Source organism: Nonomuraea africana (assembly GCF_014873535.1).
Lineage (GTDB): Bacteria > Actinomycetota > Actinomycetes > Streptosporangiales > Streptosporangiaceae > Nonomuraea > Nonomuraea africana.
The window spans coordinates 3,964,725-3,977,243 of sequence record NZ_JADBEF010000001.1 but is presented as its reverse complement, the minus strand read 5'-3'; the positions used below and the strand labels follow the sequence as shown (position 1 = coordinate 3,977,243).

Here is a 12,519-nt window from a genome sequence, read left to right as displayed (position 1 = left end):
CCAGACACGTAGCGTGATGCCATGCGCTCCCTGACGAGGCGTGTCCTGCTGGACACGCGCTACCTCCTGGTCGGCTTCCCCACGGCCGTGATCGCCTTCATCGTGCTGCTGGCGGGTTTCTCCGCGGGGAGCGGCACCGTGGTGGTGTGGCTCGGCGTGCCGATCCTGAGCGGCACGCTGCTGATCGCCAGGGGCTTCGCCGACGTGGAGCGCGGCTGGCTGTCCGACGTGCTGAACCGCCCGGCCGTCCGGCCCCGCTACAAGGCCGCGCCCGAGGGCGCGGGACGTTTCCGCCGCTTCGTGAACCCGCTGACCATCGGCCAGTCGTGGCTCGACCTGCTGCACGGGATCGTCAACTTCCCCGTCGCCATCGTGACCTTCGTGGTGACCGTGGTGTTCTGGGCGATCACGATCGCCGGCCTCACCTCTCCGCTGTGGGTCGCGATCACCTCGCGCATCCCTGGCAACAAGGAATTGCCCGAGCTGCTCGGCCTGGGCGACGGCTACCTGGTCAACGCGACCTTCTACTTCGCGATCGGTGTGCTGGGGCTGCTGCTCACGCCGCTCATGGTGAGAGGGGCGGCGCTGCTGCGCTCAGGTCTCGGCAGGGCGTTGCTGACCAGCGTGGCCGAGCTGCAAGAACGCATCGACGATCTGGCCGAGGGCCGGGCCGCCGCGGTCTCCGCCGAGGCGGACGCGCTGCGCAGGCTGGAGCGCGACATCCACGACGGACCCCAGCAGCGCCTGGTCTCGCTGGCGATGGAGCTCTCCCGCGCCCAGCGGCAGCTCAAGAAGGACCCCGCCGCCGCGCACGACACGATCGCCGAGGCCATCGCCGCCACCCGCGAGACGCTCGACGAGCTGCGGGCGCTCTCGCGCGGCATCGCCCCGCCGATCCTGGCCGACCGCGGCCTGGCGCCTGCGCTGGCGGCGCTGGCGGGGCGCTGTACGGTGCCCGTCGAGCTCGACGTGCAGACCGCCGAGCGCTACACCGCCGCGGTCGAGAACACGATCTACTACGTGGTCGCCGAGTCGCTGACCAACATCGCCAAGCACAGCCGCGCCACGGCCTGCTCGGTCCAGCTCAGCCGCACCGGGAACGTGCTCATGCTGACGATCGGGGATGATGGAGTTGGCGGCGCACACGTCGCCAAGGGACACGGTCTGGCCGGGCTGGCCGACCGGCTGCGCGCGGTCGACGGCGAGCTGGTCGTCAACTCGCCCGTGGGCGGGCCGACAGTGATCGTGGCGGAGGTGCCGTGCGCGTAGTCGTGGCCGATGACGCTGTCCTGATCAGGGAGGGCCTGATCAGGCTGCTTGAGGAGTTCGGCTGCGAGGTGGTCGCGGCGGTCGGCGACGGTGACGCCCTCGTCGAAGCCGTGGCCTCGCTCAAGCCGGACGTGTCGGTGGTCGACGTGCGGATGCCGCCGTCCTTCACCGACGAGGGCCTGCGCGCGGCGGTGGCCGCGCGCGGCAGGGTGCCGGGGGCGCCGGTGCTCATCCTGTCGCAGTACGTGGAGGTCTCCTACGCCGACGACCTGCTGGCCGACGCCCGTGGCGCGGTCGGCTACCTGCTGAAGGACAGGGTCGTCGATGTCGAGGAGTTCATGGAGGGGCTGCGGCGCGTGGCCTCGGGCGGCACGGTGTTCGACCCGCAGGTGGTGGCCCAGCTCATGGTGCGCAGGCGCAAGGACGATCCGCTCGCCCAGCTGACCCCGCGCGAGCGGGAGGTGCTGGAACTGATGGCCGAGGGGAAGTCGAATCCCGCCATCGGCAGGCAGCTGGTGGTCAGCGACGGCGCGGTGGAGAAGCACATCCGCAGCATCTTCTCCAAGCTCGGCCTCTACGCCGACGACGGTGACCAGCACCGCAGGGTGCTGGCCGTGCTCGCCTACCTGCGAAGCTGAGGCGTTGAGGCGCGCGGCCGGTCCTCGTCGCGGACCGGCCGCGAGGGGATCAAGCCCCGAGCGCGTCCACCAGCTTCTTGCGCTGCTGGGCGCCCAGGCCGCCGAGACGGCGCTTCTCGTCGACGCCGGCCTCCTCCATGAGCGCGGTGGCCTTGGCGGGCCCGACGCCCTTGACGGCGCGCAGCGCCTGCGACACCTTGATCTTCTTCGCGATGTCGTCGTCGCGCTCCAGCAGGTCGGCGAAGGTCAGCTCACCGGCCTTGACCTTGGCCAGCAGGGCTGTACGGGCGGCGCGGGCCTCGGCGGCCTTCTCCAGCGCCGCCTTGCGCTGCTCCGGGGTCAGAGTGGGAAGTGCCATCTCAATCTCTCCTCGGGGAGTAATGCTTCGGGACTTTGTTACCCGTGGTGTCGCGGCTAATCATGGCGGATGCCGGCGGCTCTTGTTGCGGAAAGCCGCCGCTCAGCCCGTGCGCCAGACGGAAGCGGCCGCCTCGGCGCACGAGACGTCCTGCGCGACGGTGCCTCCGCTGACCCCCACACCGCCGACCACGCGTTCTCCCTCACCGTAGCCCGCCCACAGCGGGATGCCACCTCCGAAGCACACGAAGCGGTCGCCCGCGAGGCCGTAGAGCTCCCCTCCCGGAGCCGCCAGCGGGGCCAGGTCGGCGGTCGTCATGCGGTGGGCCACGGAGGTGTAGGCCTTGCCTGGAGCCAGGACAGGACCGGCGATTTCGGCTCCTTCCATGCGCTGGAAGGTCACCAGGTGGCCGCCCGCGTCGACCACCGCCACCGAGACGAGAGCGCCCTCTCTGGTCGCCTGCCTGATCGCCGCCTCGCACATCCGAAGCGCTATCTCCAACCCCACCGCATCCCGAAATTTCATGAACTCATGGGTATCGTCCGAAGTATCCCTGTTGCAAGATCATCGTGGTTTCTGTCACATTTCGTTCTTCGGGCGTGTCGCACGCCAGAATTCGACCCCTTCGCGGGTCAGGAAGGGGTCGAACACCGACTCCATCGCGCCGACGAGCGGGCCCCTGTCGCCCAGCGCCGAGGGCAGGATCGGCGGCGGACGATCTCTGCGCATCGCCATGAGCGCGTCGTGACAGGCACGCTGGAGCGTCTCGCCGGTCAGCGCGACGCCGATCCCCGACAGCGTGACCGCGGCCGGATCGAGGGCGTTGACCAGAGCGCCGATGCCCTTGCCGAGGGCTCTGGCGTTGTCCTCGACGGCCGTGACGGCCGCGGGCTCGCCGTTCGCCGCGGCCTCGATGATGCGCTCGGCCTCGTGCCGACCTCGGCCGCGGCCCACCGGCAGTCCCAGGTGCCGTAGGAGGGCGTTGCGGCCGACCGCCAGGCTCAGGCAGCCCCGCGCCCCGCACGGACACGGGTCGTCGCCGCCGGTAAGGGGCATGTGGCCGAACTCGCCCGCCGTACCGCCCGCTCCCGTCAGCGGGCGGCCGTCGATCAGCAGCGTGCCTCCAGGGTCGAAGTCCACGTGCAGGTGCAGGCCCACGCTCACCCCGCGCAGGTGGCCCCTGCGCGCCTCGGCCAGCCCCGCGAGCCTGGCGTCGTTGCCGATCCGCAGCGGGACGGCGCCCAGGCCGAGCGCCCCGGCCACGGGGACCTCGCGCCAGCCCAGGTGCGCGATGTCCAGCAGGCCGTCCTCGCGAACGGGACCCGCCGCCGACAGTCCCACGCCGACCACGCGCGGGCCCAGGTGCGCCCGCAGTGCCGCGCCCAGGTCGTCCAGCGCGGCGGGTGTGCCGTCGTGCCCGCTGGTGGCAAGGACGGTCGCGCGGCCGCCCAGTTCGCCGGCGGCGATCGTCCACGAGTCCTCGCGCAGGTCGGCGGCGAGCGCGAGGGGGCCGCGCGGGTGCGGTCCTGGAATCTGCGTCGGACGGCCCCTGGCGTGCTCCTTGGCCGGCTCCTCCTGGAGCAGTTCGTCCTCGACCAGCCCGGCGACCAGCACCGACGCCGTGCCGCGGGCCAGTTCGAGATCGCGCGTCAGCTGTGACCGTGTGCGGCTCGCGCCGCCGTCGTGGACCTCGCGCAGCAACCTCAGCCGGTTGTGCGCTCGCAGGTCTCCCACATCCATGGAGAAGAGTTTATGCTCTAGCCGTGAACAAAAGAGCGCGTATCGGTGTCTTCGGCTTTTTCTTCCTCAACGGCTTCGTCATGGGCATGTGGGCGGCGGGACTGCCGACCCTCAACGAACGGCTCGGCCTGGGCCCTGCCAGACTCGGCACGGCCTTGCTGCTGGTGTCGCTCGGAGCCCTGGTGTCCATGCTGGTGGCAGGGCGCCTGGTGGACCGGTGGACCAGCCGCAGGGTGTGCTGGATCGCGGGACCGGCGTCGGGGGTGGTGTTGCTGGGTCCCGCGCTCGCGCCGAACTACGTGGTGCTGTGCGTCACGGCCGTCGTGTTCGGCCTGGGGCTCGGCTGCGTCGAGGTGGCGATGAACGTCCACTCGGTCGAGGTGGAGCAGGCCTACGGCCGGCCGATCATCTCGGCCTTCCACGGCACGTGGAGCATGGGCGGCGCGACCGCGGGCGCGCTGACCGCCCTCGGACTGCGGCTCGGCGCGGACGGCCAGGTGCTGCTCGTGGGGGCGGCGGTGACGGTACCGCTGCTGTTCCTGCCCGCCGCGCGGCTGCTGCTGCCCGGACGGCCCGCGTCCGCCTCGGAGCAGGGCGGTGGCGGTGGCATGGGCGCGATGAAGTGGGGACTCGTCGCGCTCCTGGGCGTGGTCGCCTTCGCGGGGCATCTGAGCGAGGGCGCGGCGATCGACTGGGCCGCCCTGCACGCGCGGATCGTCCTGAACACCGATCCCGCGGCGGCGCCCCTGGCGTACACGGTCTTCGCCGTGGCGATGACCTCGATCAGGCTGCTCGGCGACCCGATCAGGGCGCGCTTCGGCGCGGTGCGGACGATCCAGGTGGCGGGCGGGTTCGCGACGGCCGGGTACCTGCTGGTGCTCCTGGTGCCGAACATCGTCGGGGCCTGGATCGGGTGGGCGCTCGCCGGCATCGGCCTGGCCACCGTGGTACCCGTGGTGTTCAGCGCGGTGGGGGCGGCGGGCGGCTCGGTCGGGAAGGCGCTGTCGCTGGTGACGGCCTTCGGGTACTCGGGGCTGCTGGTGGGGCCGGCGGTACTCGGGTTTGTGGCGGAGAGCGCTTCACTGCCGGTGGCGTTGATCATCCCGGCGGTTCTGGCGGCGGTCGTGGGCCTGGCCGGCACCCCGGCGATCCGCGCGATCACCGCCACCCCCGAGAGAGTCACCGTCTCCTCCACCACCTGACCGTCTCCTCCGGTTTCTGACTCGTCGCTCCGGTTTCTGGGCACAACCCGCCGATCTTTACGGCGAGCCCGGCTCGAGGCCGCCGCAGGCACGTGGCCGGGCTCCGTCCATCACGCTCCTCCAGCCGACTCCGGCGGGCCGCCGTCACGTCGCACGGCACGGGACAATGGGCCGGTGGAGCTACACGATCTCTCTGCCGGGGGCGACATCCTGGAACAGGTCGGCGAGGTGGCGCGGGCGGCGCTCACCCGCCACGACGTGTCCCCCGCGGCCGCCGTCACGCTGATCAACGTCTCGGAGAACGCGACGTTCCTGGTGGACGACCCCAGCACGGGGGAGCGGTCGATCCTGCGGGTGCACCGGCTCGGCTACCACGCGGCGGAGGCGATCGACTCGGAGCTGGCCTGGCTGTCCGCGTTGCGCGGGGAGGCGGGCGTCAGAACCCCGAGGGTGATCCCGGCCAGGGACGGCGCCAGGGTCGTCCACGTCCCGCAGGGGCCGAGGTCGCGGCACGTGGTGCGGTTCGAGTTCCTGCCGGGCGTCGAGCCGCCAGAGGAGCGCCTGGTCGACGGCTTCAAGCAGCTCGGCGCGGTCACCGCCCGCATGCACAGGCACGCGCGGCGGTGGCGGCGGCCGCCGGGCTTCACCCGGTTCGCCTGGGACTGGGACGCGGCCTTCGGCAGGGAGGCGCGCTGGGGACGCTGGCAGGACGGCGTGGGCGTCGACGCGGAGGCGCGTGCCGTACTCGATCGGCTGGAAGATCGCCTGCGCGAGCGCATCGGACGGTACGGCGACGGGCCCGAGCGCTTCGGGCTGATCCACGCCGACATGCGCCTGGCCAACCTGCTGGACGACGGCGGACCCGAACCGAGCGTGATCGACTTCGACGACTGCGGGTTCGGCTGGCATGTCTACGACCTGGCGGCGGCGCTGAGCTTCATCGAACACGAACCCGTGGTGCCCGAGCTGATCGACTCCTGGCTGGACGGCTACCGCAGCGAGGAGCGTTTCACGGCGGAGGACGAGCGGGAGATCTGGACGTTCATCCTGTTCAGACGGCTGCTGCTGACCGCCTGGATCGGCTCCCACCAGGGAGTGGAGATCGCCAGAGAGCTCGGCGCCGGGTACACCAGGGGCACCTGCGACCTCGCCGAGCGCTACCTGACGGCCACCCCGTGACGGCCGACGGCGGCGGGCGCCGGTAAGACGCCCGCCACGGCGGGGGAGTGCTGCGCGACCAGGCGGCTCGACCCGGCTCCGGCTTCCCCCGTGCAGTGACCACCACCCGGACCGACGGCCCCCACCCTGGGCTCTTCGGAAGACACCACCTGGACCAACGGCTTCCGCTCCGCGCCTCCTTCGGACGACCACTACCTGGGCAAGGCGGCTGGCGAGGCGCGGCCCGGTTTCGCGCATCCGTGGGACCACTGTGTGAACGGGAACCCCGGCGTTGGGTCAGCGCCCGGTTTCGTCCGTGCCGGTGGTTCCCGAGGAGATGGCGGCGGCCAGGACGCTGGCCAGCACGCCGGGAAAGCGGGCCTCGAGGTCTTCGCGGCGCAGGGTCATGTAGCGGGCCTTGCCTTCCGCGCGGGTCCAGGTGAGGCCTGCCTCCCGCAGGACGCGCCAGTGGTTGGACAGCGTCGAGCGCGGGACGTCCAGATGCTCTGGGCTGCAGGGCACCTCACCCTCGGCCGCCATCCACCGCACCAGTTCGAGACGGACCGGCTCGCCGAGCGCGTGCAGCACGGCGACCAGGTCCAGGTCCGTCGCCTTCGGCTGGGGTAGTGATCGCATCTCGCTTCTCCTGGTCACCCGTCGACGTCCACGGACGAGTGTAGAGTCACTTCCATAATTCGGAAAAGCCGAAATGATCAGGAGTCATTGATGACCGTCCTCACCACCTACGCTCGCGTGTACGTCGACGATCTGGACACCGCGCTGCCGACCTTCGCCGCGCTGACCGACTCCCGGCCGGGGCTGCGCTTCGCCTACCGGGATGTCGAGTTGGCGAGCATCGGCGGCTATCTGCTGGTCGCCGGAAGCCCGGAGGCGTTGGCTCCGTTCCGCAACGTGCAGGCCACCACCATCGTCGACAGCCTCGACGAGGTCTTCGCCGTAGTCGAGCAAGAGGGCGGCGAGACGCTCGACGGCCCCAACGAGGTCCCCACCGGACGCAACCTGACGATCCGCCACCCCGGCGGCGCCGTCATCGAGTACGTGGAGTTCGACGCGACCAAGGTCCAGGCCCAGTCGGCACGGTAGGCGGCACCAAGACCCACGCGAAAGCCCACTCTCGCCCGCCCCGGCGCGACCCGAGGACTGGTGGAAGGACTGGCAGAGGACCGGCGAGGACCGTGGACGGTACTCTCATCCCGATGCACGACCGCACGATCGCCACCTCCGGTCGCGACCACCGCTTCCAGCCGCCACCACCATCCGCTTGCGACTACCGCGTCCGGTCGCGGCCGCCTCCCCTGGAAGGTGCAGGTCATCACCGATGGCGTGCGGGCAGGAGCCTGGCGGACTCCCATGCAGCTCGCGCTATCGCGCCTGCCGCGCCAGGAGGGCGTGCTCCTCCTCTGGAGAGAAACCCTTCTGGAGGGGTGGCTCGCCGCGCTCGCGGTCCCAGGCCAAGACGTCGGCCGCCGTCACCTCCAGCGGGGTCGCGGGCATGCCCGCCGCACGGGCGCGCGCCGAGCTACGCTGCTGCGTCGGCCAGTTCGGCCGCACCAGCGGGAACAGCGGTGGCAGCACGTCGGGTGACACCGGCACGATCTCGACTTCGGTGCCCGCCACCCGGGCGCAGGTCTCGATGAGCGCCCCGAGCGTGGTCGGCTCAGCCGGACCCACCGCGTTGAACGCGCCGGTGCGCTCGTCAACGAGCAACCGCACCACCAACCGGGCCAGGTCGCGCGAGTCGATGATCTGCACCGGCTGCTCGGGGTCCGCGGGCAGCGCCACCCGCCCGCCCTGCGCGGCCCGTCGCACCCAGTAGGTGAACGTGTCCGATGGGTCGTAGGGCCCGGCCACCTTTCCCGGCCGCACGATCGTCGCTCGCGAGCCGTACCCGGCCACCACGTCGTCCTCACATGCCACCTTGAGCGGACCGTAGGTGTCGTCGTCGAGCTCCTCGGTGTCGCGCACCGGGGGCCGACGCGGAGTGTCCTCGTCAGAACCCGGCCCCAGGCCCGTGCGCTGGTACACCGCGTGGCTCGAGATGAACAGGTATCGGCCGACCCGGTCGCCGAGCGCGTCCATCGACTGCGCGACATGGCGCGGAACGTAGCCGCTGACGTCCACGACCGCGTCCCATGTGCCATCGCGCAGTACCGCGTAGTCGCCGGTGTCGCGGTCGCCGATGAGCCGGGTCAACTGGGGGAACAGCTCGGGACCGGTCTTCCCCCGGCCGAACAACGTCACCTCGGCACCGGCTCGCAGGACGTCATCGACGATGGCGCGACCGATGAAGGACGTACCGCCAAGAACAAGAATCCGCATGGCCAGGGACCTTACAAGGGAGACCACGAAGGGCCTGAAGAGCTGGTCCAGGTGGATCCGGGGACGGCTTTCGACCGTGACCGGCCGGCGAGCATGAGCTAGGTCTGCGGCGCCGAGCTCCTGCGTACGATGCAGCCGTCTGACCACCCGGTTCCGCGGCATCCGCCTGGTCGTGGCGACCGGCCTCCCGGCGGGCTCGGGAAGGGGTATCACGACCCGGAGACCCGCTACCCGATGGCGTCAGCCGTCCAGCGGGAGTTCATCGATCTTCTGCTGGAGCTCGACCACGAGCGGTACGCCGACGAGGTCGCCCGTGGGCTGCACGACAACCTGACGAGTCGAGCATCGCCTTGAGGAACGTGACCTCGAGAGCGGGTCCGCCGCGCATCTGGTTGCGGATGAAGTTGCAGGTCTCGCCGAGCACCGGCTCCGGGATGACCAACCTGCCCGGGCCACGCGGCGATCACCCGCGTACAGTGCGAGTGATAGCGGTCACCACGGTCGAACAAGCCTATGAGGGCGCCGGAGTCGCAGAGCAGCGCGCTCACGCGCTGTGCCGGATCGCGTCAATCGCCTCCACGATCTCGCGGTTGCGCCGCCCCTCGGCCATGATCTCGCGGTACCGCGAGGAGAAGTCGTGCTCACCGGTGTAGACGAGCCCGACCCACGGGAACCGCTGCCGCACGGTCTCGTATTCGATGGGCTGCTCAACGTCCATGACCACCACCGTAGACGAGCGCTCTCGGCGCCGGTTGGATGACTCCTTGTTCATAAATCGTGACCCTATGGTGCCCATGATGGTCAAGGCGGCCGGTTCGACAAGAAGTACCTCCCCCGACGTGTTCGACAGGCAGCAGCTCCCACTGAAGGCGGTGTTGGGGCTCTGACCTGGTGTTATGGGATCGTGACTTGACCCGCACGTTACGTGCATGTTTCATGTGCCCCAGCGCCGTAAACGTTTACAGTGAAGGTGCTGTAATCGTTTTCTCCCGAGTGAGGGGACCGTCTTGGCCGAAGGACCCACGATCAACACGATCGCTGAGCGGGCCGGGGTGTCGATCGCCTCCGTCTCTCGGGTGCTCAACGGCCTGCCCACCAGGCAGGAGACCGTCCGCAAGGTGCTCGCCGCCGCCGAGGAACTCGGTTACGTGCGCAACGCCGTCGCCAGGAGTCTCAAGTCGCGCCGTACCCACCAGGTGGCCTTCGCCATGGCCGACATCGGCAACCCCGTCTACCTGGCGATGGTCAGGCAGATCCAGCCGGTGCTCAAGGCGGCCGGATACCGGCTGGTGCTGCACTCCACCGACGCGATCGCCGCCGACGAGATCGATGTTCTGCACAGCCTCGGGGAGCGGTACGTCGACGGGCTGATCATGAGCCCGCTGCGCGTCACCGAGGAGCACCTGAAGATGATCGCCACCGCACGGGCGCCTGTCGTGATCATCGGCTCGGTGCCCGAGGGCACGCGGGTCGACAACGTCAGGGCCGACTCCCGTACCGGCGTCAAGCTTGCCATCGACCACCTGTACGAGCTGGGCCGCCGCCGCATCGGTTTCGTCAACGGCCCGCTCGACACCGTGCCGGGCGCGGCCCGCGCCGCCGCCTACAGGGAGGCGCTGAAGGAGCGCGGCCTGCCGTACGACGAGGAGATCGTCGAGGTGGGCGACTTCTACCGGGCCGAGGGGGCGCGCGCGGCGCGCGCGCTGCTTGACCGGGCGCCCGGGGTGGACGCGCTGATGTGCGCCAACGACCTGATCGCGCTCGGCGCGCTCGACGTGCTGCGCGCGGCGGGGCTGCGGGTGCCCGAGGACGTCGCGGTGGTCGGCATGGACGACACCGACCTGGCCGCCGCCTCGTGGCCGTCGCTGACGAGCGTCTCGCTCGGCTCGGCGGAGCGCGGCAAGGCCGCCGCCGAGCTGCTGCTCGACCGGCTCAACGACATGGACCGCCAGCCGCGCGTGGTCACGGTCGCGCCGCGACTGGTGATCCGCGCCTCCACCGTGGGCGAGGCGACGGACCACCAAGCCCGCGCATCCACGGGCGAAACCGTGAACATCCCACTCCAGTCGAAGGGAGGCACGCCATGACGGCGGTCGCGACCAGACCCCCGCGGAGCTCACCGCGCAAGCGCCGCAAGCCCCGCTCGCGGCAGGGCCGCGAGACCCTGCTGCTGATGCTCCCGGCGCTGGTGCCGGTCCTGCTGTTCAGCGTCGGCCCGCTGCTGTACGGCATCGGCCTGGCCTTCACCAACGCCCGGTTCGGCAGGAACAGGGTCACCGAGTTCGTCGGACTCGAGAACTTCGTCGACCTGTTCGCCGACTCGGCCTTCTGGTCGTCCTTCAGGATCGGCCTGATCTGGGCGGTCTCGGTCACCGGTCTGCAGTTCCTGCTGTCGCTCGGCCTGGCGCTGCTGCTGAACCAGAACCTGCGGTTCAGGGGCGTGGCGAGGGTGCTGGCGGTCGTGCCGTGGGCGATGCCGCCCGTGGTGATCGGCCTGATGTGGCGCCTGGTCTACCACCCGGACGCCGGGATCCTCAACAGCATGCTCGGCACCGACATCGACTGGCTGCAGAACTTCTCGCTCGCGCTGCCCGCGATCATCGTGGTGGGCATCTGGAGCGGCATGCCGCAGACCACGGTCGTGCTGCTGGCGGGCCTGCAGAACGTGCCCAAGGAGCTGTACGAGGCGGTCGAGGTCGACGGCGCGGGCACCTGGCGGCGGTTCTGGAACATCACGCTGCCGCAGCTGCGCCCGGTCATCGTGGCCATCACCTCGCTCGACTTCATCTGGAACATCAACCAGTTCGGCCTGGTGTACGTGCTCACCCAGGGCGGTCCCGGCGGCCAGACCAGGCTGCCGATGCTGTTCGCCTACGAGGAGGCCTTCCGTAACGGCTTCTACGGTTACGCCGCCTCGCTCGGCGTGGCCATCGTGATCGTCGTCCTCGCGGTGCTCGGCGTGTACCTGTGGCGGCAGATGAGGGAGGCGTCGTGAAGCAGCTCCTGAAGTACGTCGCGCTGCTGGCCTATGTCTTCTTCCTGGCCTTCCCGCTGGTGTGGCTGCTGTCCACGGCGCTGAAGACGCCGCAGGAGATGGCCGGCCTCCATCCGACCTGGATCCCGGAGCGGCCGACCCTCGACAACTTCGCCGCGGCCTTCGGCGAGCAGGACCTGGTCGGCGCCGCCGCGCGCAGCATGGTCGTGGCGATCGCCAGCGCGGTGCTCACGGTGGTGGTCGCGCTCCCCGCGGCCTATGCGATGGCGCGCTACCGCGGCGCGGTGAGCAGGGTCGCGACCGGATGGGTGCTGGTCAGCCAGGTCTTCCCGTTCATCCTGATCATCATCCCGCTCTTCATGGTGCTGCGGAACCTCGATCTGGTGAACACCCTGCCCGGTCTGATCATCGTGCACGTGACCTTCACGCTGCCGTTCGCGCTGTGGATGCTGCAGGGCTACGTCCGCGCGGTTCCGCGCGAGCTGGAGGAGGCCGCCTCCGTGGACGGCGCGGGCCGGATCCGCTCGATCGTCAGCGTGGTGGCGCCGCTGCTGGCCCCTGGCGTGGTGGCCACGCTGCTGTTCTCGTTCATCTCGTCGTGGAACGAGTTCCTCTTCGCGCTCGTGGTCCTCAAGGACCCCGACGTGATGACACTGCCGCTCACCCTGGTCCGCTTCACCGGACCCGAGGGCGTGTCCAGGCTGGGGCCGCTGGCCGCGGCGTCGCTCATGGCGACGATCCCCAGCCTGATCTTCTTCGCAATCATCCAGCGACGGCTGAGGTCCGGCCTCATGGCCGGAGCGGTCAAGGGCTAGGAGG

General features: G+C 70.4%; 14 protein-coding genes. 8 read left to right on the top strand and 6 right to left on the bottom strand.

Translation table 11 applies throughout. The features are described 5' to 3' along the window. Positions 1-21: 21 nt before the first annotated feature. On the top strand, positions 22-1,269 hold the full coding sequence (locus H4W81_RS18860; RefSeq protein ID WP_192776023.1) for a sensor histidine kinase: 1,248 nt from the start codon (positions 22-24) through the stop codon (positions 1,267-1,269). Then, positions 1,260-1,907 (top strand): response regulator, encoded by a 648-nt coding sequence (locus tag H4W81_RS18855; RefSeq protein WP_192776022.1) that lies wholly within the window; start codon positions 1,260-1,262, stop codon positions 1,905-1,907. The genes H4W81_RS18860 and H4W81_RS18855 overlap by 10 nt, the downstream gene beginning before the upstream one ends. Before the next feature lie 49 nt (positions 1,908-1,956). Here the strand turns inward: H4W81_RS18855 and mihF are convergent, their stop codons facing one another. From mihF to H4W81_RS18840, 3 genes are all read right to left on the bottom strand, one after another. Beyond that, positions 1,957-2,265, bottom strand: a complete 309-nt coding sequence (mihF, locus tag H4W81_RS18850; RefSeq protein WP_183659676.1) for an integration host factor, actinobacterial type — start codon at positions 2,263-2,265, stop codon at positions 1,957-1,959. Positions 2,266-2,367: 102 nt separating this feature from the next. Further along, positions 2,368-2,790, bottom strand: a complete 423-nt coding sequence (locus H4W81_RS18845) for a GlcG/HbpS family heme-binding protein (protein WP_192776021.1) — start codon at positions 2,788-2,790, stop codon at positions 2,368-2,370. Positions 2,791-2,844: 54 nt separating this feature from the next. Beyond that, on the bottom strand, positions 2,845-4,005 hold the full coding sequence (locus H4W81_RS18840; protein ID WP_192776020.1) for an ROK family protein: 1,161 nt from the start codon (positions 4,003-4,005) through the stop codon (positions 2,845-2,847). A 23-nt stretch (positions 4,006-4,028) separates the two neighbouring features. Here H4W81_RS18840 and H4W81_RS18835 point away from each other — a divergent pair, with 23 nt between their 5' ends. Continuing rightward, positions 4,029-5,207, top strand: a complete 1,179-nt coding sequence (locus H4W81_RS18835) for an MFS transporter (protein ID WP_318781814.1) — start codon at positions 4,029-4,031, stop codon at positions 5,205-5,207. Between the two features lie 174 nt (positions 5,208-5,381). Next, positions 5,382-6,386 carry a phosphotransferase enzyme family protein gene (locus H4W81_RS18830; protein WP_318781813.1) on the top strand — a complete coding sequence of 335 codons (1,005 nt, stop codon included), beginning with the start codon at positions 5,382-5,384 and terminating at the stop codon, positions 6,384-6,386. A 276-nt stretch (positions 6,387-6,662) separates the two neighbouring features. Here the strand turns inward: H4W81_RS18830 and H4W81_RS18825 are convergent, their stop codons facing one another. Further along, positions 6,663-7,001: an ArsR/SmtB family transcription factor gene (locus H4W81_RS18825; RefSeq protein WP_192776019.1), complete on the bottom strand. Its 339-nt coding sequence runs from the start codon at positions 6,999-7,001 to the stop codon at positions 6,663-6,665. Between the two features lie 90 nt (positions 7,002-7,091). Between H4W81_RS18825 and H4W81_RS18820 the strand changes: the two genes are divergently transcribed. Further along, positions 7,092-7,469: a VOC family protein gene (locus H4W81_RS18820; protein WP_192776018.1), complete on the top strand. Its 378-nt coding sequence runs from the start codon at positions 7,092-7,094 to the stop codon at positions 7,467-7,469. Positions 7,470-7,748: 279 nt separating this feature from the next. Here the strand turns inward: H4W81_RS18820 and H4W81_RS18815 are convergent, their stop codons facing one another. Together H4W81_RS18815 and H4W81_RS18810 are read right to left on the bottom strand one after the other, a co-directional pair. After that, positions 7,749-8,705: an NAD-dependent epimerase/dehydratase family protein gene (locus H4W81_RS18815; RefSeq protein ID WP_192776017.1), complete on the bottom strand. Its 957-nt coding sequence runs from the start codon at positions 8,703-8,705 to the stop codon at positions 7,749-7,751. 544 nt (positions 8,706-9,249) lie between these two features. Continuing rightward, positions 9,250-9,423 carry a hypothetical protein gene (locus H4W81_RS18810; protein ID WP_192776016.1) on the bottom strand — a complete coding sequence of 58 codons (174 nt, stop codon included), beginning with the start codon at positions 9,421-9,423 and terminating at the stop codon, positions 9,250-9,252. A 289-nt stretch (positions 9,424-9,712) separates the two neighbouring features. Here H4W81_RS18810 and H4W81_RS18805 point away from each other — a divergent pair, with 289 nt between their 5' ends. From H4W81_RS18805 to H4W81_RS18795, 3 genes are read left to right on the top strand one after another with little or no spacing between them, the layout of a single operon-like run. Then, positions 9,713-10,792, top strand: a complete 1,080-nt coding sequence (locus tag H4W81_RS18805) for a LacI family DNA-binding transcriptional regulator (RefSeq protein WP_192776015.1) — start codon at positions 9,713-9,715, stop codon at positions 10,790-10,792. Beyond that, entirely contained in the window at positions 10,789-11,700 is a 912-nt protein-coding gene (locus H4W81_RS18800; RefSeq protein ID WP_192776014.1) for a carbohydrate ABC transporter permease, read from the top strand. The genes H4W81_RS18805 and H4W81_RS18800 overlap by 4 nt, the downstream gene beginning before the upstream one ends. Beyond that, positions 11,697-12,515, top strand: coding sequence for a carbohydrate ABC transporter permease (locus H4W81_RS18795; RefSeq protein ID WP_192776013.1), 819 nt, complete (start codon positions 11,697-11,699; stop codon positions 12,513-12,515). The genes H4W81_RS18800 and H4W81_RS18795 overlap by 4 nt, the downstream gene beginning before the upstream one ends. Positions 12,516-12,519 lie beyond the last annotated feature (4 nt).